Source organism: Enterobacter sp. KB-280D8 (assembly GCF_041399405.1).
GTDB lineage: Bacteria > Pseudomonadota > Gammaproteobacteria > Enterobacterales > Enterobacteriaceae > Enterobacter > Enterobacter cloacae_N.
The window spans coordinates 28,896-48,039 of record NZ_JBGKEC010000006.1; the positions used below are offsets into that span (position 1 = coordinate 28,896).

The 19,144-nt window shown below is 55.0% G+C and carries 19 protein-coding genes and 6 tRNA genes; 13 read left to right on the plus strand and 12 right to left on the minus strand.

Annotated features, from left to right (window positions below; translation table 11 throughout):
• Positions 1–76: 76 nt before the first annotated feature.
• A tRNA-Ala gene (locus tag AB8818_RS16525) sits at positions 77–152 on the minus strand.
• A 41-nt stretch (positions 153–193) separates the two neighbouring features.
• Positions 194–269: transfer RNA gene (locus AB8818_RS16530), tRNA-Ala, on the minus strand.
• A gap of 217 nt (positions 270–486) precedes the next feature.
• Here AB8818_RS16530 and AB8818_RS16535 point away from each other — a divergent pair.
• Both AB8818_RS16535 and AB8818_RS16540 read left to right on the plus strand, forming a co-directional pair.
• Positions 487–849 (plus strand): YfeC-like transcriptional regulator, encoded by a 363-nt coding sequence (locus AB8818_RS16535; protein ID WP_028013988.1) that lies wholly within the window; start codon positions 487–489, stop codon positions 847–849.
• A gap of 1 nt (position 850) precedes the next feature.
• Positions 851–1,234, plus strand: coding sequence for a YfeC-like transcriptional regulator (locus tag AB8818_RS16540; protein ID WP_116338439.1), 384 nt, complete (start codon positions 851–853; stop codon positions 1,232–1,234).
• Positions 1,235–1,285: 51 nt separating this feature from the next.
• Here the strand turns inward: AB8818_RS16540 and gltX are convergent, their stop codons facing one another.
• The gene (gene gltX / locus AB8818_RS16545; protein ID WP_116338437.1) at positions 1,286–2,701 is read right to left on the minus strand and encodes a glutamate--tRNA ligase; all 1,416 of its coding nucleotides are present in this window, start codon (positions 2,699–2,701) and stop codon (positions 1,286–1,288) included.
• 258 nt (positions 2,702–2,959) lie between these two features.
• On the opposite strand from gltX, the gene AB8818_RS16550 reads away from it, so the two are divergent.
• From AB8818_RS16550 to AB8818_RS16565, 4 genes are all read left to right on the plus strand, one after another.
• Positions 2,960–3,035, plus strand: a tRNA-Val gene (locus AB8818_RS16550).
• Positions 3,036–3,076: 41 nt separating this feature from the next.
• Positions 3,077–3,152: transfer RNA gene (locus AB8818_RS16555), tRNA-Val, on the plus strand.
• Between the two features lie 29 nt (positions 3,153–3,181).
• Positions 3,182–3,257: transfer RNA gene (locus tag AB8818_RS16560), tRNA-Val, on the plus strand.
• A 4-nt stretch (positions 3,258–3,261) separates the two neighbouring features.
• Positions 3,262–3,337, plus strand: a tRNA-Lys gene (locus tag AB8818_RS16565).
• Between the two features lie 43 nt (positions 3,338–3,380).
• On the opposite strand, the gene AB8818_RS16570 is transcribed toward AB8818_RS16565, so the two are convergent.
• The 3 genes from AB8818_RS16570 to xapA all read right to left on the minus strand — a co-directional run bounded on the left by AB8818_RS16570 (position 3,381) and on the right by xapA (position 6,465).
• A complete protein-coding gene (locus AB8818_RS16570; RefSeq protein ID WP_116343114.1) occupies positions 3,381–4,265 on the minus strand; it encodes a LysR family transcriptional regulator in 885 nt (294 codons plus the stop codon).
• A gap of 67 nt (positions 4,266–4,332) precedes the next feature.
• Positions 4,333–5,589, minus strand: a complete 1,257-nt coding sequence (locus AB8818_RS16575; protein WP_166711913.1) for a nucleoside permease — start codon at positions 5,587–5,589, stop codon at positions 4,333–4,335.
• A gap of 51 nt (positions 5,590–5,640) precedes the next feature.
• Positions 5,641–6,465: a xanthosine phosphorylase gene (xapA, locus tag AB8818_RS16580; RefSeq protein WP_163330542.1), complete on the minus strand. Its 825-nt coding sequence runs from the start codon at positions 6,463–6,465 to the stop codon at positions 5,641–5,643.
• A 207-nt stretch (positions 6,466–6,672) separates the two neighbouring features.
• Between xapA and AB8818_RS16585 the strand changes: the two genes are divergently transcribed.
• Complete coding sequence (locus tag AB8818_RS16585) at positions 6,673–7,014, plus strand: FlxA-like family protein (protein ID WP_163330543.1); 342 nt, start codon at positions 6,673–6,675, stop codon at positions 7,012–7,014.
• Here the strand turns inward: AB8818_RS16585 and AB8818_RS16590 are convergent.
• On the minus strand, positions 7,011–7,946 hold the full coding sequence (locus AB8818_RS16590) for a LysR family transcriptional regulator (RefSeq protein WP_116343121.1): 936 nt from the start codon (positions 7,944–7,946) through the stop codon (positions 7,011–7,013). The genes AB8818_RS16585 and AB8818_RS16590 overlap by 4 nt on opposite strands.
• An 89-nt stretch (positions 7,947–8,035) precedes the next feature.
• Between AB8818_RS16590 and AB8818_RS16595 the strand changes: the two genes are divergently transcribed.
• Positions 8,036–9,031, plus strand: a complete 996-nt coding sequence (locus AB8818_RS16595; RefSeq protein WP_163330544.1) for a bile acid:sodium symporter family protein — start codon at positions 8,036–8,038, stop codon at positions 9,029–9,031.
• Here AB8818_RS16595 and AB8818_RS16600 read toward each other — a convergent pair.
• From AB8818_RS16600 to zipA, 3 genes are all read right to left on the minus strand, one after another.
• On the minus strand, positions 9,028–9,243 hold the full coding sequence (locus tag AB8818_RS16600; RefSeq protein WP_094944600.1) for a DUF3820 family protein: 216 nt from the start codon (positions 9,241–9,243) through the stop codon (positions 9,028–9,030). The genes AB8818_RS16595 and AB8818_RS16600 overlap by 4 nt on opposite strands.
• A gap of 1 nt (position 9,244) precedes the next feature.
• Positions 9,245–11,260 (minus strand): NAD-dependent DNA ligase LigA, encoded by a 2,016-nt coding sequence (ligA, locus tag AB8818_RS16605; protein WP_116343125.1) that lies wholly within the window; start codon positions 11,258–11,260, stop codon positions 9,245–9,247.
• A 69-nt stretch (positions 11,261–11,329) separates the two neighbouring features.
• Positions 11,330–12,313: a cell division protein ZipA gene (gene zipA, locus AB8818_RS16610; RefSeq protein ID WP_116343127.1), complete on the minus strand. Its 984-nt coding sequence runs from the start codon at positions 12,311–12,313 to the stop codon at positions 11,330–11,332.
• Positions 12,314–12,543: 230 nt separating this feature from the next.
• On the opposite strand from zipA, the gene cysZ reads away from it, so the two are divergent.
• The 5 genes from cysZ (at position 12,544) to crr (ending at position 17,337) form a co-directional block, all read left to right on the plus strand.
• A complete protein-coding gene (gene cysZ / locus AB8818_RS16615; protein WP_116343129.1) occupies positions 12,544–13,305 on the plus strand; it encodes a sulfate transporter CysZ in 762 nt (253 codons plus the stop codon).
• Between the two features lie 163 nt (positions 13,306–13,468).
• Positions 13,469–14,440 carry a cysteine synthase A gene (cysK, locus tag AB8818_RS16620; RefSeq protein WP_014884739.1) on the plus strand — a complete coding sequence of 324 codons (972 nt, stop codon included), beginning with the start codon at positions 13,469–13,471 and terminating at the stop codon, positions 14,438–14,440.
• 317 nt (positions 14,441–14,757) lie between these two features.
• On the plus strand, positions 14,758–15,015 hold the full coding sequence (gene ptsH, locus AB8818_RS16625; RefSeq protein WP_000487600.1) for a phosphocarrier protein Hpr: 258 nt from the start codon (positions 14,758–14,760) through the stop codon (positions 15,013–15,015).
• Between the two features lie 44 nt (positions 15,016–15,059).
• The gene (ptsI, locus tag AB8818_RS16630) at positions 15,060–16,787 is read left to right on the plus strand and encodes a phosphoenolpyruvate-protein phosphotransferase PtsI (protein ID WP_116343133.1); all 1,728 of its coding nucleotides are present in this window, start codon (positions 15,060–15,062) and stop codon (positions 16,785–16,787) included.
• A gap of 40 nt (positions 16,788–16,827) precedes the next feature.
• Positions 16,828–17,337 (plus strand): PTS glucose transporter subunit IIA, encoded by a 510-nt coding sequence (crr, locus tag AB8818_RS16635; RefSeq protein WP_003861316.1) that lies wholly within the window; start codon positions 16,828–16,830, stop codon positions 17,335–17,337.
• 44 nt (positions 17,338–17,381) lie between these two features.
• Here crr and pdxK read toward each other — a convergent pair whose 3' ends face one another.
• The gene (gene pdxK / locus AB8818_RS16640; RefSeq protein WP_192983626.1) at positions 17,382–18,218 is read right to left on the minus strand and encodes a pyridoxine/pyridoxal/pyridoxamine kinase; all 837 of its coding nucleotides are present in this window, start codon (positions 18,216–18,218) and stop codon (positions 17,382–17,384) included.
• Between the two features lie 5 nt (positions 18,219–18,223).
• Positions 18,224–19,135: a cysteine synthase CysM gene (cysM, locus tag AB8818_RS16645; protein WP_192983623.1), complete on the minus strand. Its 912-nt coding sequence runs from the start codon at positions 19,133–19,135 to the stop codon at positions 18,224–18,226.
• Between the last annotated feature and the right edge of the window lie 9 nt (positions 19,136–19,144).

Genomic DNA, 19,144 nt, shown 5'->3' on the forward strand with positions numbered 1-19,144 from the left:
TTGATAACAAAAAGCGGTGAGGGGTTTTACAAACAGATAAAAAAAACCCTCGTCTTTTGACGAGGGTTTAAAATTTTGGTGGAGCTAAGCGGGATCGAACCGCTGACCTCTTGCATGCCATGCAAGCGCTCTCCCAGCTGAGCTATAGCCCCACATGTGACTTTACTAACCGCACTCTGTTGGGTTCAGAGTTTGGTGGAGCTAAGCGGGATCGAACCGCTGACCTCCTGCATGCCATGCAGGCGCTCTCCCAGCTGAGCTATAGCCCCATCGTAAAGCTGTCATGTTGACGGGCGGCATAATATGAATTCCGCCGCGGAGTGTCAACGGCAAAATCAGTTCCAGCTATTCAATCGCCGAAAAATCATGCAAATGAATCACTTTGCGAGCCTGCTCGCAGTCATGAGTTAAGCCTGTCACGTTTTCATGTAAAACGGTGCTATAAAATGAGCCATTAATTAACCCTACGAATATTCAGGAAATTGCATGATCAAGGAACGAATGACGCCGGAAGAGTTAGCCCTCCTCACTGGCTATAGCCGACAGACCATCAATAAATGGGTACGTAAAGAGGGTTGGATAACGTCACCTAAGCCCGGCGTCCAGGGGGGTAAAGCGCGACTGGTGCATGTGAACGAAAAAGTGCGTGACTTTATCCGCAGCGCACGCAGGGCAACGGAAACATCCGCTATGCCTGACGGCATCAGCACTGACGGTTCGCTTCATACCCTACTCCTGACGCTGGCCAATGAAATGACGCCGGAAGAGCAGAAGCAGATGACATCGCTGCTGTTGCGGGAAGGGATTACCGGTTTGTTGCAACGTTTAGGGATTCGCGATCAGAATTAATATGAAAAGACTACGTAGCAAAATGACCACAGAAGAGCTGGCGGAGAATTTGGGAGTTGCCAGACAAACGGTAAATCGCTGGATACGCCAGCAGGGGTGGAAAACCGAAGGGCTTAATGGCGTAAAAGGCGGTCGGGCGCGGCTCATTCACGTTGATGCGCGCGTGAAGGAACATATTATGACCCTCCCGGCTATCCGTAACCGTCAGGCGGTTTATCATCTGGCTGAGGTGACCTCCTCTTACGGTGAACATACTTCAAATCTGCGTCCGGGCATTATCGAAACGCTGGAGAGTATGACTGAGCTTGAGCAAAAGCGTCTGGATACCTTACTGAAGCGCGAAGGCATACGCGGTTTTCTTGCTCGTCTGGGTATTGCTGAATGAAAGGCAAAAAAAACGGCAGGATACCCTGCCGTTTTTTCTTATAAGACTTTATTACTGCTGATTTTCACGTTCTGCAATAAAATCCAGCGCCTTGTTGATGCGCGCCACGCTGCGTGATTTCCCGATGGCATGGACAGTCACGTCCAGTGCTGGAGACTGGCCCGCACCGGTCACCGCAACGCGTAGCGGCATACCGACTTTGCCCATGCCAACTTCCAGCTCGTCTGCGGTCGCCTGAATGGCATGATGCACATTCTCAGCGGTCCACTCGGTGAGCGCAGCCAGCTTGTCACGCACCACTTCCAGCGGCTGACGAGCTACCGGGCGCAGGTGCTTCTTCGCGGCGTCCGCGTCGAACTCGTCAAACTCTTCATAGAAGTAGCGGCAGCTTTCGGCAATTTCTTTCAGCGTTTTGCAGCGCTCGCCGAGCAGTTTCACCAGGTCCGCCAGCTCAGGGCCGGTGCGGGTATCAATATTTGCCTGCTCAATGTGCCACTGCAGATACGTCGCCACATATTCCGGCGGCATGGTATTGATGTAGTGGTGGTTCAGCCACAGCAGCTTGTCGGTATTAAATGCGCTCGCTGATTTGCTCACAGAGCTCAGAGAGAACAGTTCGATCATCTCTTCACGGCTGAAGATCTCCTGGTCACCGTGGGCCCAGCCCAGGCGCACCAGATAGTTCAGCAGCGCTTCCGGCAGATAACCGTCGTCGCGATACTGCATGACGCTGACCGCACCGTGACGTTTAGACAGTTTTTTACCATCGTCGCCGTTGATCATGGAGACGTGCGCATAGACAGGCACAGGCGCATTCAGCGCTTTCAGGATGTTGATCTGGCGTGGGGTATTGTTGATATGGTCTTCACCACGGACAACGTGGGTAATTTCCATATCCCAGTCATCAACCACTACGCAGAAGTTATAGGTTGGAGAACCGTCGGTGCGACGAATGATCAGATCGTCCAGCTCCTGGTTGCTGAATTCGATCGGGCCACGGATCTGGTCGTCGAAAATCACCGAGCCATCCTGCGGGTTAGCAAAACGCACAACGCACGGTTCATCAGCAGCATGCTCGCTATGGTCGTGGCGGCAGCGGCCGTCATAACGCGGTTTTTCACCGTTCGCCATCTGCTCTTCGCGCAGCGCATCCAGACGCTCTTTGGAGCAGTAGCATTTATACGCCGTGCCCGCGACCAGCATCTCATCAATAACAGCGTTATAGCGGTCAAAACGTTTAGTCTGGAAATACGGGCCTTCATCCCACTCCAGGTTCAGCCAGTTCATCCCATCCATAATGGCTTCAATTGCTTCCGGCGTGGAGCGCTCAAGATCGGTGTCTTCTATACGCAGCACGAACTCACCTTTGTTGTGGCGTGCAAAAAGCCAGGAGTAGAGAGCAGTACGAGCACCACCGACGTGCAGATAGCCTGTCGGGCTCGGCGCGAAGCGAGTTTTGATTTTCATGAAATGGCCTTACGTTATAAAGATGCCGGCAATCGGCAAATCCCGGGGAAAAAACGATGGGCAATATTCTATCACTGTGGGGGGATTCCTCAATGTCGATCCCTTTATCGTGGCGGAGTTTACTGTTTTTGTTTAGAAATCATGCGCCACCGCCCGTTTTGCGATCGTTTTGTTTAATTTTACGACGAACGAATAAAAACTTTAGAAAATGCGTTGACTCATTTTCAACTCTCCCTATAATGCGACTCCACACAGCGGGGGTGATTAGCTCAGTTGGTAGAGCATCTCCTTTACACGGAGGGGGTCGGCGGTTCGAGCCCGTCATCACCCACCATCTACTTCGGTAGACTCGCAGTGTAGATAAGAATTGAGATTGGGCGATTAGCTCAGTTGGTAGAGCATCTCCTTTACACGGAGGGGGTCGGCGGTTCGAGCCCGTCATCGCCCACCATTCTCACCTTATCGCAGCAGTTCCGAAATGGGCGATTAGCTCAGTTGGTAGAGCATCTCCTTTACACGGAGGGGGTCGGCGGTTCGAGCCCGTCATCGCCCACCATTTCGGGTCGTTAGCTCAGTTGGTAGAGCAGTTGACTTTTAATCAATTGGTCGCAGGTTCGAATCCTGCACGACCCACCAATGTAAAAAAGCGCCCTAAAGGCGCTTTTTTGCTATCTGCACTTTACATCTTCAACGCCGCAATTAACGTCTTCACCGCAGGCGTCGCCTGCTTCTCGTCATACACTACATACAAATCTGCCGGTATACGCTCCCGTAACGGGCGGAATACCACGCCCGGCCACTGCATTTGCGCGTAGCTGTCGGCAGCAAGCGTAATCCCCATTCCCATGCTGATCATCGCCAGTACCGTTTGCGGCTCAACGGCTTCACGCACGATCATCGGCGAAAACCCGGCTTGCTGGCAAACACGATGTAAAAATGCCCAGTCAGAATGTGCTGAAGGCATCGTGACAAAATACTCATCCTGCAATTCTGTAAGCGCAACGGATGATTCGCTGACCAGGCGGTGATCTTCCGGCATCGCCACCAGAAAAGCCGCTTCACGCAACCGCAGGCTGGTAAAACCCGCGGTAGGTTCCGTTGCCATTCGCCAGATCCCGACATCCAGCTCCCGGCGCTCAAGCAGCGCCATCTGCATTACCGGCGATTTTTCGCGAAAAACGACATCAACGTTCGGATGCTCTTTCAGGAAAGCGCGCATCACCGTGCGCACCTCACTCCACATGGCGGTGCCGACAATCCCCAGCTCGATGCGCCCTGCTTCCCCCCGGCCAATTTGCTCGACGCGAGCCAGAGCCTGGTTTGCGCTGGCGAGCAGCCGGCGTGACTCTTCCATCAGCACTTTACCGGCATGCGTCAACGCGACGCTCCGCGAGTGGCGAATAAACAGTAACGTGCCCAGCTGACTTTCCAGCTCTTTAATGTGCAGGCTTAACGGAGGCTGGGACATGTTGAGACGGGCCGCAGCCCGTCCAAAATGTAGTTCCTCCGCCACGGCCAGAAAATAGCGCAGCAGCTTGAGATCGGTTCGATAGACGCGTTCCATCAAAACATATCCTGGCGATAACACTTATGCGCCTACCTTAAAGCCTTTCAGCGTCCGGAGGGAAAATTTAGTGCGCAACTGTGCGCATCTCGCTGTTTTTACTGGCGTGGCGATAGTTAAAGCTGAAGTAAAAGACCACCGCGAGCACCAGAGCATAGGCCGCAAACACCAGCCAGATCGTCTGCCAGTCCTTCACTCCTTCAACCGAGAAATAATCAACCGCCGCACCACTCAATACCGAACCGAAATACGCCCCGATACCGTTAACGGTCGTCATAAACAACCCTTGCGCGCTGGCGCGGATATCGGCGCTGACCTCCTGTTCAACAAACACCGAGCCGGAAATGTTGAAGAAGTCGAACGCACAGCCGTAGACAATCATTGAGAGCATGAGCAGCGCAAAGCCCGTTGCGGACGGGTCACCAAAGGCAAACAGGCCAAACCGCAGCATCCAGGCCACCATGCTCATCAGCATGACGGCTTTAATACCAAATCGTCCGAGGAAGTACGGAATGGTCAGGATGAAGAATACCTCAGACATTTGCGAAACGGAGAGCAGAATGGACGGATATTTGACGATAAAGCTATCTGCATACGCCGGATTACGCGCAAAATCATGCAGGAAGGGGCTGCCAAACGTGTTGGTTATCTGCAGCACGGCGCCGAGCAACATGGCAAATAAAAAGAACACCGCCATCCGGGGCTGTTTAAACAGGATAAACGCATTGAGGCCCAGCTTGCTTGCCAGAGACGGAGACGTTTTCGATTTCACAACCGGAATGGCCGGCAGGGTCAGAGAATAGAGTGCCAGCAGCAGAGACGCACCAGCCGCTATATAGAGCTGCACGTTGCTTAGCTCCGCGCCCATGAGGCTTATGGCCCACATCGCCGCTATAAAGCCCACGGTGCCATACACCCGCACTCGCGGAAAATGGCTCACCGTATCCAGCCCTGCCTGTTCAAGACAGGAGTAGGAAATGGTGTTCGACAGCGCAATCGTGGGCATGAAGGCCATCGCATTCACCAGCATGACCCAGAACATCAGCCCTGGCTCATTTACCTGCGCGGCATAGCAGAGCGCGACGGCGCAGACGAGGTGGCAAATGACGTATGCGCGGTCTGCCCGCAGCCACTTGTCGGCAATAATCCCCACCAGCGAAGGCATAACGATCGCGGCAAGTCCTTTGGAGCTGTACACCATGCCCACGTCAGAGCCGGTAAAGTGTAGGGTATTAATCATGTAAGCGCCGAGGGTAACCAGCCAGCTCCCCCAGATAAAATATTGCATAAAGGACATCATCTTTAAGCGAGTCGTGATGTTCATAACCTATTCCTTATCGCAGTGTGGCCCTGGCGGGCCACTTTATTGTTTTACTCAGGCAATATGGCGAAGAAAACCGCAGATAAGATTGATAAAGTTCTGGCGGGAGAGCTCGGCGGCAGCAAGGGTTTGCTCATGCGAGAGTTTTACCTCTCCCAGACCTTCGGCGAGATTGGTAATAGCAGAAACGGCCACCACCTTCAGGCCGCAATGGCGTGCGGAAATCACTTCAGGCACCACGGACATCCCCACCACATCGCCGCCGATAATCTGCATCATGCGGATTTCGGCCGCCGTCTCGAAGTTCGGGCCGGGATAAGAGACAAACACCCCTTCATGCAGCGGGAAGCCTTCTTTCGCTGCCACGGTTTGCAGAACGGCGCGGTAATCAGCGTCGTAAGCATTGGCCAGAGAGAAGAAACGATCGCCAAAGCGCTCATCGTTCAGCCCCACCATCGGCGTGCCCGGCATGGTGTTGATATGGTCGCTCAGGGCAACCAGACTTCCTGGCTGAACCTCCGGGCGAAGTGAGCCCGCCGCATTGGTGCTAAACAGTAGCTCGCACCCCAGTAGCTTAAAGGTGCGGATCGCATCGGTCATGACGGTCATTCCTCGGCCTTCATAGAAGTGCCCTCGCCCCTTCATGCAGGCGACAGGCACCCCGGCCAGATGCCCAAGCACCAGCTCGCCGGCATGTCCGTGCACGGTGCTCACCGGGAAGCCAGGCAGCTTTTCGTAGCTCAGGGAAACGGCGTCGTCTATCTGGTCGGCGAGCGCGCCAAGGCCGGAGCCGAGAATAAACGCCACGCGAGGGGTAAAGTTTGGCTTAGCGGTGCGAATGATGTCAGCACAGTACCACGGGTTATTCGAGAGGGTCATAGAGGCTCCTTGAGGATTAAGATCGCGATAGCAGGGATCGCATGACTTATGTCTTATATCCGCAGCCTGCAGGTCATCTCCAATACACTTTTATCGCACCATCAATACTGATTGTGTATTAATGCAACCCCCTGCCAGATATGGCAGTTTTGCTCAAGCTAATCCCGTCGGTGCCGATACCTCTGTTTTATAGCGCGAGGAAAAAGTATGACGACCATTCAGGCTTCAACCCAACCCATTCAAACCAGCAGCGGCGGGAGCGGCGCTTCCGGCAGTAACGATATCGCGGCGCAAATCAGCCGCATTACCGATAAGATCAAAAAGCTGACACAGCAGTTAAAAGAGCTGGCAAACAGCCCCGGCAGTACGGATGAGAAGAAGAAGCAGCAGGAACTGATTCAGACCCAGATCAAAGTGCTGCAGGCGCAGCTCGCGGCGCTGCAGCGCCAGCAGGCCGAAGAAGCTCAGAAGAAGCAGGATCAAAAGCTGGGCAAAGTGGAAGGTGTGAACAGCCCGTCAGACAATCATCAGATTGATATCTACATCTAATCGTCTGATGCGTTAAACAGTGGGTCGCGTATGCGGGCTTCAGTTAATCGTTGTGCCTGGATACGCACCACTTCCCAGATAGCCTGCGCCGCCCCCGAGAGTGAACGATTTTTTCGCCGCACCAGCATCAGCTTTCGCTCGACAACCGGCGTTAATCGCTTGACGGCCAGTCGGCTTCCCTGCGGCAGGGGAAGCGCCAGGGCGGGCAACACGCTGATGCCAATGCCGGCTTCCACCATCGGAAACAGCGTCGCCGGGTGACCAATCTCCTGTACGATCGTTGCCTTAACGCCCTGATTCACCAGCGCGGAATCAATCAGCGGGCGGCTGCCCGAGGCATAATCCTGTAAAACCAGGTTCGCGCCCGTCAGGGACTGCCAGCTGACCTCCGGCAACGTTGCCAGCGGGTCGTCGTCACGGCAGAGCAGCAAAAAGGGCTCAGAAAGTACGCTTTCGCACGCCAGATCGCTCACCTGACCGGGATCGATAACAATACCAAAATCCACATCTCCCTGACGGATGCTCTCCAGCACCCACTGCTGCGGCCGGTCATGCAGGACAAAATCAATGTCCGGATAGCGGTGGCTTCCCTCGGCAATACACTGCGGGATAAGATGCGCGGATATCGTCTGGCTGGCCGCAACCCTCACGGTGCCCGACAGCTGCTGCCCCAGCCTCCCCACGTCTCTGAGCGTGCTGTTCAGCTCATCCAGCAGCCGTTCAAGGCGCAGGGCCAGCTGCTGCCCTGCTTCGGTTAACACCACTTCGCGCGTGGTGCGGTCAAGCAACCTAACGCCGGTCTGATTTTCCAGCTCTTTCACGCTGTGGCTGACCGCCGACTGGCTCAGGCCAATCATCTCCCCTGCCCGACTGAAGCTGCGGGCGTGGGCGACGGTAACGAAAATGCGAAGCTGACGCAGGGAATAATTCATCTATTTAATTCATGAATGGATGCAATAAATCAATTTTATTTCTCAAATGGAAAAAAGCACAATAGCGACATCTGTTTTCAGGAGTCATTATGAAACTATTTCGTATTCTTGATCCGTTTACGCTCACCCTGGTGGTTACCGTTCTACTGGCCTCGTTCTTCCCCGCTCGCGGCGGTTTTGTGCCGTTTTTTGAGGGACTAACGACGGCCGCTATCGCGCTGCTGTTCTTTATGCACGGTGCCAAACTCTCCCGTGAAGCGATCATTGCAGGCGGCGGACACTGGCGACTGCATCTGTGGGTGATGTGCAGCACTTTCATTTTGTTCCCGATCCTTGGGGTGCTGTTTGCATGGTGGGCGCCGGTTAACGTCGACCCGGCGCTCTACACCGGTTTCCTGTATCTCTGTATTCTCCCGGCTACCGTGCAGTCCGCCATTGCCTTTACCTCGCTGGCTGGCGGAAACGTAGCGGCAGCCGTTTGTTCAGCATCCGCCTCCAGCCTGTTAGGGATTTTCGTCTCCCCGCTGCTGGTGGGCCTGCTGATGAACATGCACGGTGCGGAAGGTAACCTGGAGCAGGTCGGCAAAATCTGTCTGCAGCTGCTGTTGCCGTTTGTGCTGGGGCATCTTTCCCGACCGTGGACCGGCGCGTTTGTGGCGAAGCATAAAAAATGGATTTCAAAAACCGACCAGACCTCGATTCTGCTGGTGGTTTACTCCGCCTTTAGCGAAGCGGTGGTAAATGGCATCTGGCACAAGGTGGGCGCAGGCTCGCTGCTGTTTATCGTGGTGGTCAGCCTCGTCCTGCTGGCGATTGTGATTGCGGTAAACGTCTTTGTGGCACGCAGGTGCGGCTTCAACAAAGCGGATGAAATTACGATTGTGTTCTGCGGTTCGAAAAAGAGCCTGGCGAACGGTATCCCGATGGCGAACATTCTGTTCCCCACCTCGGTGATCGGAATGATGGTGCTGCCGCTGATGATTTTCCACCAGATCCAGCTGATGGTCTGTGCGGTGCTGGCGCGTCGCTACAAGCGCCAGACGGAAAAACTGGCGCAGGAAGAGACCCGCGCCGCGAAGGCTTAAGGACGTTTCAGGGGCTGCACCAGCTGGGTCAGCCCCTCGGTTTTAATCAGTAGCGTGATAGCCATCAGCTCGCCCAGTCGCCCTACAGGAAATTCATCCTTGCGGGCAAACCACAGCAGATACTCCTCCGGCAAATCAATCAGCCTGCGGCCCTTGTATTTACCGAACGGCATCTCCGTATTGGCAATCTCAACGAGCTGCTCTTTCTCCACGTTACTCTCCTAACAGACGCATCATTTCCGCTTCATCGATAACCGCAATGCCGAGCTCCTGGGCTTTCGCCAGCTTAGACCCCGCCGCTTCCCCGGCGATCACCAGGTCGGTTTTCTTCGACACGCTGCCCGCCACTTTGGCCCCCAGCGCCACCAGACGCGCTTTCGCATCATCGCGAGAAAGCTGACTCAGGCTACCGGTTAGCACCACGGTTTTACCGGCAAATGGACTATCAATTTCTTCGGCGTTAACCACCACTGGCGCGGGCCATTTAATGCCTTCTTCCAGCAACTGGCCGATGACCTCGCGGTTGCTCTCTTCAGCAAAGAAGTTAAAGACGTGCGTGGCGACGACGATGCCAACGTCCGGCACTTTCTGCAGCTCGTCGATGCTTGCCTTTTCCAGCGCCTCCAGCGTACCAAAGTACGCGGCTAAACCTGCCGCCGTCGCTTCGCCAACTTCACGAATGCCCAGCGCGTAAAGGAAACGGGCGAAGGTCGTCTCTTTCGCCGCTTCCAGCGCGTTAACCACGTTCTGGGCTGACTTCGGCCCCATGCGATCCAGACCGGTCAGTTTACCCGCCGTCAGCCTGAAGAGGTCCGCTGGCGTATGGACATACTCTTTCTCAACCAGCTGATCGATAATCTTGTCGCCCATGCCGTCGACGTCCATCGCCCGACGGGAGACGAAGTGCTTCAGGGACTCTTTACGCTGCGCGCCACAGATCAGGCCGCCCGTACAGCGGGCCACCGCTTCGCCTTCCACACGCTCAACGTCAGAGCCGCATACCGGGCAGTGGGTCGGGAAGACGACCTCGCGCGTATCGTCAGGACGTTCTGACTCTACGACGTTGACCACCTGCGGGATAACATCCCCCGCGCGGCGAATCACCACTTTGTCACCAATGCGCAGGCCCAGGCGTTCGATTTCATCGGCGTTATGCAGCGTAGCATTACTCACCAGCACGCCCGCGACCTGCACCGGCTCCAGTCGTGCGACTGGAGTAATCGCGCCCGTACGGCCCACCTGGAACTCTACGTCGCGAACGAAGGTCATCTGCTCCTGGGCAGGGAATTTAAACGCCACCGCCCAGCGCGGCGCGCGCGCCACAAAGCCCAACTGCTCCTGCAGCGCCAGCGAATTCACCTTGATGACAACGCCATCAATATCAAAACCGAGCGTCGGGCGGTCCTCTTCCACTTTGTGGTAGAACGCCAGTACCGCTTCCGGCGAATCGCAGAGCTGAACGCGGTTGCTCACCGGCAGGCCCCAGGCTTTAAACTGCAGCAGACGCCCGAGGTGCGTATCCGGCAGTTCGCCCCCCTCCAGAATACCCACGCCGTAGCAGAAGAAAGTAAGCGGTCGCTTCGCGGTGATGCGTGGGTCAAGCTGGCGCAGAGAGCCTGCCGCCGCGTTACGCGGGTTAGCAAACACTTTCCCGCCGGTGCGACGCGCTTCTTCATTGATTTTTTCGAAGCCCGCCTGAGGCAGGAATACTTCCCCACGCACTTCCAGACGCGCAGGAATGTTGTCACCCTGTAATTTCAGCGGGATCGCGCGGATGGTACGCACGTTGGTGGTGATGTCTTCACCCGTCGTACCGTCGCCACGCGTGGCGGCGCGCACCAGCACGCCGTTTTCATAGAGAAGGCTGACCGCCAGGCCGTCGAGCTTCAGCTCGCAGCACCAGGTGAGGGAATCGCTGCTTTTCAGGCGATCCTGCACGCGCTTGTTAAACGCGAGGAAGCTCTCTTCATCGAAGACGTTATCCAGTGACAGCATTGGCACTTCATGACGCACCTGGCTGAAAGCCCCCAGCGGCTCAGCACCGACGCGCTGTGTGGGAGAATCCGGCGTAATCAGCTCCGGATGCTGCGCCTCCAGCTCGCGCAGCTCGCGCATCAGCCGGTCGTACTCCGCATCCGGTACTTCCGGAGCGTCCATAACATGATAGAGATATTCATGATGGCGAAGCGTGGTTCGCAGTTCAGTGAGTTGTTGTTCGATTGAGTCCATATCGCACCATCAATGAGAAAAAACCCCCGACAGGCGGGGGTTGAGGAGGAGTTGACGTAAACGCGACGATTACGCGTTGGCTTCCTTAACTTCGCGGATGCGGTCCTGATACTCGCGCAGCTTCTGCGGGGTCATCATTCGACGCTGATCGTCGAGCACCACACCACCCACTTCATCAGCAATATGCTGAGCGGACTGCAGCATCAGCTTAAAGTTTTGCAGCTCGTCGCCGTAGGACGGCACCTGCATAAAGATAGTGACGCCCGGGGTCACGAAATCACCGGTCATTTCCGGATCGAAGGTGCCAGGGTTAACCATGTTAGCCAGGCTGAACAGCGCCGGGCCGCTTCCGTCTGGGCTCAGGTGGCGATGGAAAATGTTCATATCGCCAAACTTGAAGCCTGCCTGTTGAATACTGTTAAGCAGAACGTCACCGTTGAGATGGCTGCCGTGATGCGCGGCCACGTTCATGATGATCACCGCTTCTTTGCGCTGTGGCTTTTCGACAACCGGTTCTGGCTCGACGACCGGCTCTGGCTCAACGTGCGGAGCCGGAGCGGGCTGCGGCGCAGGCTGCACATGAACAGGCTGCTGCGGCTGTTGTACCGGCTGAGCGGGCTGCTGCTGGACGGGCTGCTGCATCGGCTGGTGTTGAACCTGTTGTGGCGCAGCGGGCTGCTGTTGCACAGGCGCTTGCGGCGCCTGACGCACAGGTTCTTCCACCGGCTGCGGCGCTGGCTGACGCGGCTGGGCAGAGGCATACGGCGGTTGATACTGGTGCTGCGGAGCGCGGGGGGCTTCATGCTCCCCATGAGCCGCGCCGGGCGCAGTATTGACCCGATGAACACGAACTTCACCCACGCCGTCGTCGTCGCTGCCGTCGATGTCATCTTCAGTGTCATCGTCGTCACGACTGGACTTCATGCGCTTCAGTGGGCGATCGCGAAACATCGAGGAACGCTCTTTACGGCTGGTCCAGAAACCATGTACCAGTAAAGCGATTATGGCGATCGCGCCAACAATGATTAATATCAGACGCAAATCCTGCATCATTATATTCTCTGTTGTTCTAACACCTTGCCACCACGGCAAACATTTACTCACTAAGAGTATTTGCCGTTTACGTCAAGTGCAAGTGTGTGCAGAGCATTCACAGCATAAAGATGAAGTAAATCGTGCTTTTTGCTGGTTTTTCGAACATTTCCGAACTGGTCATTGGTCCGCAAGTGGATAATATAGGCGGGCAATTCCACTGGTTGTGAAAAAAGGAGTACAGCCTGGTTATGGTTTCAACATCGTCTTCTCCCCCGCGCAGCGGCGTCTGGTATTTTTCACAGGGCTGGAAACTGGTTTCACTGCCGGGTATCCGACGCTTCGTCATTCTGCCGCTGCTGATCAACATTATTCTGATGGGCGGCGCGTTCTGGTGGCTGTTCACAAAGCTCGAAAGCTGGATCCCGTCGCTGATGAGCTACGTACCGGACTGGCTGCAGTGGCTGAACTATCTGCTCTGGCCAGTGGCGGTCATCTCTGTGCTGCTGGTGTTCGGCTATTTCTTCTCAACGATTGCGAACTGGATAGCCGCGCCGTTTAACGGCCTGCTGGCGGAACAGCTGGAGGCGCGGCTTACCGGCGCGACGCCGCCGGACACGGGCGTACTGGGGATCGTGAAAGATATCCCGCGCATTATGAAGCGCGAGTGGCAGAAATTTGCCTGGTACCTCCCCCGCGCGGTTGTGCTGCTTGCTCTCTACTTTGTCCCCGGCATTGGCCAGACGGTTGCGCCGGTGCTGTGGTTCCTGTTCAGCGCCTGGATGCTCGCCATCCAGTACTGCGACTATCCGTTTGATAACCACAAGGTGCCGTTTAAAGCGATGCGCACTACCCTGCGCACCCGGAAGGTCGCCAATATGCAGTTCGGCGCGCTGACCAGCCTGTTCACCATGATTCCCTTCCTTAACCTGTTCATCATGCCGGTTGCGGTTTGCGGCGCGACGGCGATGTGGGTGGACTGCTACCGTGCTAAGCACGCGTTATGGAAATAATGCAAAAATGTGTAAAGCAGGGGTGGCTTATGCCGCCCCTTATTCCATACTGATCCCCATTATTTCCTTGCAGTATATAGATATGCGAATTCCTTACTTCCCCCTACCTGCTTAGCAGGTATGCTGGGTCGGTATCCCAATTTCATACAGTTAAGGACAGGCCATGAGTAAGATTTATGAAGACAACTCGCTGACTATCGGTCATACGCCCCTGGTTCGACTGAACCGTATCGGTAATGGACGCATTCTGGCGAAGGTCGAATCACGCAACCCGAGCTTCAGCGTAAAATGCCGTATCGGTGCAAACATGATTTGGGATGCTGAAAAACGTGGCGTGCTGAAGCCTGGCGTTGAGCTGGTGGAACCGACCAGCGGTAACACCGGTATCGCTCTGGCCTATGTTGCCGCCGCGCGTGGCTACAAGCTGACGCTGACCATGCCGGAAACCATGAGCATTGAACGTCGCAAGCTGCTCAAAGCGCTGGGCGCGAACCTGGTCCTGACCGAAGGCGCGAAGGGCATGAAGGGTGCCATTCAGAAAGCGGAAGAGATTGTGGCCAGCGATCCGGCGAAATACCTGCTGCTGCAGCAGTTCAGCAACCCGGCTAACCCGGAAATTCACGAGAAGACCACCGGCCCGGAAATCTGGGAAGATACCGACGGCCAGGTTGATGTATTTATCTCCGGCGTGGGTACCGGCGGAACGCTGACCGGCGTGTCTCGCTATATTAAAGGCACAAAGGGTAAAAAAGACCTGATCACCGTTGCCGTTGAGCCAACCGACTCACCGGTTATCACCCAGGCACTGGCGGGTGAAGAGCTCAAGCCAGGCCCGCATAAAATACAGGGCATTGGCGCAGGCTTCATTCCGGGCAACCTGGATCTGAAGCTGATCGATAAAGTCGTCACCATCACTAACGAAGAAGCCATCTCTACCGCGCGTCGCCTGATGGATGAAGAAGGCATTCTGGCGGGTATCTCTTCCGGTGCGGCCGTTGCGGCGGCGCTCAAACTTCAGGAAGATGAAGCCTTTACCAATAAGAATATTGTGGTTATCCTTCCTTCCTCGGGTGAGCGTTACTTGAGCACCGCACTGTTTGCCGATCTGTTTACCGAAAAAGAGCTGCAACAGTAGTGCCAGCATGTTAATAACGCGTAAAAAAGCACCTTTTCAGGTGCTTTTTTGTGGCCTGCTTCAAACTTTTGCCCCTCCTGGCATTGCTTCACCCCGTAGGGTCTGGTATTTAAACCAGCAATTATTTTGATGCGTGAAATTAATCAGTGAACGAAATAGCCTTGCTGAATCGATTTTATGATTTGGTTCAAGTCTTGCTTTCGCTGCATAATGTTTAATGACGATCGAAACGTCAGCGCTAACAATACAGGCTAAAGTTCAGTCGCCAGGCTAGACTTTAGTTCCACAACACTAAACCTATAAGTTGGGGAAATACAATGTTCCAGCAAGAAGTTACCATTACCGCTCCGAACGGTCTGCACACCCGCCCTGCTGCTCAGTTTGTTAAAGAAGCGAAAGGCTTCACATCTGAAATCACTGTGACTTCCAACGGCAAAAGCGCCAGCGCAAAAAGCCTGTTTAAACTGCAGACTCTGGGCCTGACTCAGGGCACCGTTGTCACCATCTCTGCTGAAGGTGAAGACGAGCAGAAAGCAGTTGAGCATCTGGTAAAACTGATGGCTGAGCTCGAGTAAGTTTCCGGGTTCTTTTAAATATCAGTCACAAGTAAGGTAGGGTTATGATTTCAGGCATTTTAGCATCCCCGGGTATCGCTTTCGGCAAAGCACTGCTGCTGAAAGAAGACGAGATCGTCATCGACCGGAAAAAAATTTCTGCCGACAAGGTTGATCAGGAAGTTGAACGTTTTCTGAGCGGTCGTGCCAAGGCATCTGCGCAACTGGAAGCAATCAAAACTAAAGCTGGCGAAACTTTCGGTGAAGAAAAAGAAGCCATCTTCGAAGGGCACATCATGCTGCTCGAAGATGAGGAGCTGGAGCAGGAAATCATAGCCCTGATTAAAGATAAAGGCATGACGGCCGACGCGGCTGCGCATGAAGTTATCGAAGGTCAGGCAACTGCCCTGGAAGAACTGGATGATGAATACCTGAAAGAGCGTGCGGCTGACGTACGTGACATCGGTAAGCGCCTGCTGCGCAACATCCTGGGCCTGGCCATCATCGACCTGAGCGCGATTCAGGATGAAGTGATCCTGGTTGCCGCTGACCTCACCCCGTCTGAAACCGCACAGCTGAACCTGAAAAAGGTCCTCGGTTTCATCACCGACGCGGGTGGCCGTACCTCCCACACCTCTATCATGGCGCGCTCCCTGGAACTGCCTGCCATCGTGGGTACCGGTAGCGTCACCTCTCAGGTGAAAAACGGCGATTATCTGATTCTGGATGCCGTAAACAATCTGGTTTACGTCAACCCAACTAACGAAGAGATCGAAAAACTGCGCGCGGTTCAGGAGCAGGTTGCGACTGAAAAAGCGGAACTCGCTAAGCTGAAAGACCTGCCAGCCATCACCCTGGACGGCCATCAGGTAGAAGTGTGCGCAAACATCGGTACCGTCCGCGACGTTGATGGCGCTGAGCGCAACGGTGCGGAAGGCGTAGGTCTCTATCGTACAGAATTCCTGTTCATGGACCGCGACGCGCTGCCAACGGAAGAAGAGCAGTTTGCTGCTTATAAAGCCGTGGCTGAAGCGTGTGGCTCTCAGGCGGTTATCGTCCGTACCATGGACATCGGTGGCGACAAAGAGCTGCCGTACATGAACTTCCCGAAAGAAGAGAACCCATTCCTGGGCTGGCGTGCGATTCGTATCGCGATGGATCGTAAAGAGATCCTGCGTGACCAGGTTCGCGCAATCCTGCGTGCCTCCGCTTTCGGTAAACTGCGCATCATGTTCCCGATGATCATCTCTGTTGAAGAAGTGCGTGCACTGAAGAAAGAGATCGAAATCTACAAACAGGAACTGCGTGACGAAGGTAAAGCGTTTGACGAGTCAATTGAGATCGGCGTGATGGTGGAAACACCTGCTGCGGCGACTATTGCGCGTCATTTAGCCAAAGAAGTTGATTTCTTTAGTATCGGCACCAATGATTTAACGCAGTACACCCTGGCAGTTGACCGTGGTAATGATATGATTTCACATCTCTACCAGCCAATGTCACCGTCCGTACTGAACTTGATCAAGCAAGTTATTGATGCTTCTCATGCAGAAGGTAAATGGACTGGCATGTGTGGTGAGCTTGCAGGCGACGAACGTGCTACACTTCTGTTGCTGGGTATGGGTCTGGACGAATTCTCTATGAGCGCCATTTCCATCCCGCGCATTAAGAAGATTATCCGTAACACGAACTTCGAAGATGCGAAGGTGTTAGCAGAGCAGGCTCTTGCTCAACCGACAACGGACGAGTTAATGACGCTGGTTAACAAGTTCATTGAAGAAAAAACAATCTGCTAATCCACGAGATGCGGCCCAAATTACTGCTTAGGAGAAGATCATGGGTTTGTTCGATAAACTGAAATCTCTGGTTTCTGATGATAAGAAAGACTCCGGAACTATTGAGATTGTTGCTCCGCTCTCCGGCGAGATCGTCAACATCGAAGACGTGCCGGATGTAGTGTTTGCTGAGAAAATCGTTGGTGATGGCATTGCTATCAAACCAACTGGCAACAAAATGGTTGCTCCAGTTGACGGCACCATCGGTAAAATTTTTGAAACCAACCATGCGTTCTCTATCGAATCTGATAGCGGTATCGAACTGTTCGTTCACTTCGGTATCGACACCGTTGAACTGAAAGGCGAAGGCTTCAAACGTATCGCGGAAGAAGGCCAGCGTGTTAAAGTTGGCGACCCAGTGATTGAATTCGATCTGCCACTGCTGGAAGAAAAAGCCAAGTCTACCCTGACGCCGGTTGTTATCTCCAACATGGACGAAATCAAAGAACTGATCAAACTGTCTGGCAGCGTCACCGTGGGTGAAACCCCGGTTATCCGCATCAAGAAGTAATTCTTGCCGCACAGAAAAATGGCGCCTTCGGGCGCCATTTTTGTTTATGCAGGGAGGATAAGCTCGTCGTAGCCTTTCGACTGGGTATAAAGCATCACGTCAGTCACCCGATCGCCGGCCATGCGAATGGCATCGGCAACGGTTTTCCCCTCTACAATGCCACTCACCAGCTCTGAACAGAACAGGTCGCCCGTCCCTTTCAGATCGGTTTCTACGCGCGGGTGCGCGCTGACGGTCACGCCTTCATTCGTCACCAGCACCACGTGGATGTTTTCCGGGTCGTCTGCGACCGGCGCGCTGGTGATCGCCACCCATTTCAGGCTGTCAGAGAGCAGTCCCTGCGCCGCCGCGATGGCGCTTTCCGACGTACGGCACGGTTTGCCGCTCAACACTTCAAGCTCATAGACGTTTGGCGTGATCCCCTGCGCCAGCGGCAGCAGGTGCTCCCGATACGCCTGCGGGATCTCGGGCTTCACGTACATCCCGCTGTCGATATCGCCGATAACCGGATCGACCAGCACCAGCAGGTCAGGATGCTGCGCTTTGACCGCCTTCAGCCAATGCGCCAGCAGTACGATCTGGCTGGCACTGCCCATATAGCCGGTGGTGACCGCCTTAAGCTCGCGCAGGATCTCTCGCTCTTCCAGCGCCTTCAGGTAGCCGCTGAACCACTCGTCGGGGATCACTCCACCATAAAACGTGTCATAGTGCGGCGTGTTGCTGAACAGTACCGTCGGCACGGCGGTAACGTTCAGCCTGTGGGTACGAATATTCGGAACCGCAATACTGTTCCCCACGCTGCCGTAAACCACCTGCGACTGCACGGCGACAATGTCGGTTTGCTGCGCCCGGGTATTATCCCGGAATAGAATCATCTCCATGATGCTTAAATCCCCGCCCCCTGCGAATAACTTTCTTCACCAAAGACGCCGGTAGACAGATAGCGATCGCCGCGATCGCAAATAATCGCCACCACTACGGCACCCGGGTTTGCCTGTGCTACCCGAATCGCACCCGCTACCGCGCCGCCCGAGCTAACGCCGCAGAAGATACCTTCGCGCACGGCCAGCTCACGCATGGTATTTTCTGCCTCGCGCTGGTGAAGATCCAGCACCTGGTCCACAAGCTGCGCATTAAAGATGCCGGGCATATACTCCGCAGGCCAGCGGCGAATGCCCGGAATGCTGCTCCCCTCTTCCGGCTGCAGGCCAACGATGGTGACGGCTTTCGCCTGCTCGCGCAGAAAACGCGACACGCCGGTAATGGTGCCGGTGGTACCCATGCTCGAGACAAAATGGGTGATGCGTCCGTCGGTTTGTTGCCAGATTTCCGGCCCGGTAGTGGTGTAGTGCGCGTACGGGTTGTCCGGGTTGTTGAACTGGTCGAGCAGCTTACCTTCGCCGCGCCCGGCCATTTCTAACGCTAAGTCGCGCGCGCCTTCCATCCCCTGCTCTTTGGTCACCAGAATCAGCTCGGCCCCGTAGGCACGCATCGCGGCGCGGCGCTCCAGGCTCATGTTGTCCGGCATCAGCAGCTTCATGCGGTAGCCTTTCAGCGCCGCAATCATCGCCAGGGCGATGCCGGTGTTGCCGCTGGTGGCTTCAATCAGCACGTCGCCGGGCTTAATTTCACCGCGTTTTTCGGCCTGGACAATCATCGACAGCGCCGCGCGGTCTTTTACCGAACCCGCCGGGTTATTGCCTTCGAGTTTGACCCAGATTTCACTGCCGTTGTCTGGCCCCATACGCTGAAGCTTGACCAGAGGCGTGTTGCCGATGGTGTTTTCGAGTGTATTCACGTTTTTTAC

Excerpts from the sequence above, each read along its gene's own strand:
- AB8818_RS16535 (WP_028013988.1), top strand. The coding sequence starts at position 487 with ATGATCAAGGAACGAATGACGCCGGAAGAGTTAGCCCTCCTCACTGGC.
- cysK (WP_014884739.1), top strand. The coding sequence starts at position 13,469 with ATGAGTAAGATTTATGAAGACAACTCGCTGACTATCGGTCATACGCCC.
- AB8818_RS16540 (WP_116338439.1), top strand. The coding sequence starts at position 851 with ATGAAAAGACTACGTAGCAAAATGACCACAGAAGAGCTGGCGGAGAAT.
- crr (WP_003861316.1), top strand. The coding sequence starts at position 16,828 with ATGGGTTTGTTCGATAAACTGAAATCTCTGGTTTCTGATGATAAGAAA.
- ptsI (WP_116343133.1), top strand. The coding sequence starts at position 15,060 with ATGATTTCAGGCATTTTAGCATCCCCGGGTATCGCTTTCGGCAAAGCA.
- gltX (WP_116338437.1), bottom strand. The coding sequence starts at position 2,701 with ATGAAAATCAAAACTCGCTTCGCGCCGAGCCCGACAGGCTATCTGCAC.
- AB8818_RS16570 (WP_116343114.1), bottom strand. The coding sequence starts at position 4,265 with ATGGAACGCGTCTATCGAACCGATCTCAAGCTGCTGCGCTATTTTCTG.
- xapA (WP_163330542.1), bottom strand. The coding sequence starts at position 6,465 with ATGACCCTCTCGAATAACCCGTGGTACTGTGCTGACATCATTCGCACC.
- AB8818_RS16590 (WP_116343121.1), bottom strand. The coding sequence starts at position 7,946 with ATGAATTATTCCCTGCGTCAGCTTCGCATTTTCGTTACCGTCGCCCAC.
- AB8818_RS16595 (WP_163330544.1), top strand. The coding sequence starts at position 8,036 with ATGAAACTATTTCGTATTCTTGATCCGTTTACGCTCACCCTGGTGGTT.
- zipA (WP_116343127.1), bottom strand. The coding sequence starts at position 12,313 with ATGATGCAGGATTTGCGTCTGATATTAATCATTGTTGGCGCGATCGCC.
- AB8818_RS16575 (WP_166711913.1), bottom strand. The coding sequence starts at position 5,589 with ATGAACATCACGACTCGCTTAAAGATGATGTCCTTTATGCAATATTTT.
- AB8818_RS16585 (WP_163330543.1), top strand. The coding sequence starts at position 6,673 with ATGACGACCATTCAGGCTTCAACCCAACCCATTCAAACCAGCAGCGGC.
- ptsH (WP_000487600.1), top strand. The coding sequence starts at position 14,758 with ATGTTCCAGCAAGAAGTTACCATTACCGCTCCGAACGGTCTGCACACC.
- pdxK (WP_192983626.1), bottom strand. The coding sequence starts at position 18,218 with ATGGAGATGATTCTATTCCGGGATAATACCCGGGCGCAGCAAACCGAC.
- ligA (WP_116343125.1), bottom strand. The coding sequence starts at position 11,260 with ATGGACTCAATCGAACAACAACTCACTGAACTGCGAACCACGCTTCGC.
- cysZ (WP_116343129.1), top strand. The coding sequence starts at position 12,544 with ATGGTTTCAACATCGTCTTCTCCCCCGCGCAGCGGCGTCTGGTATTTT.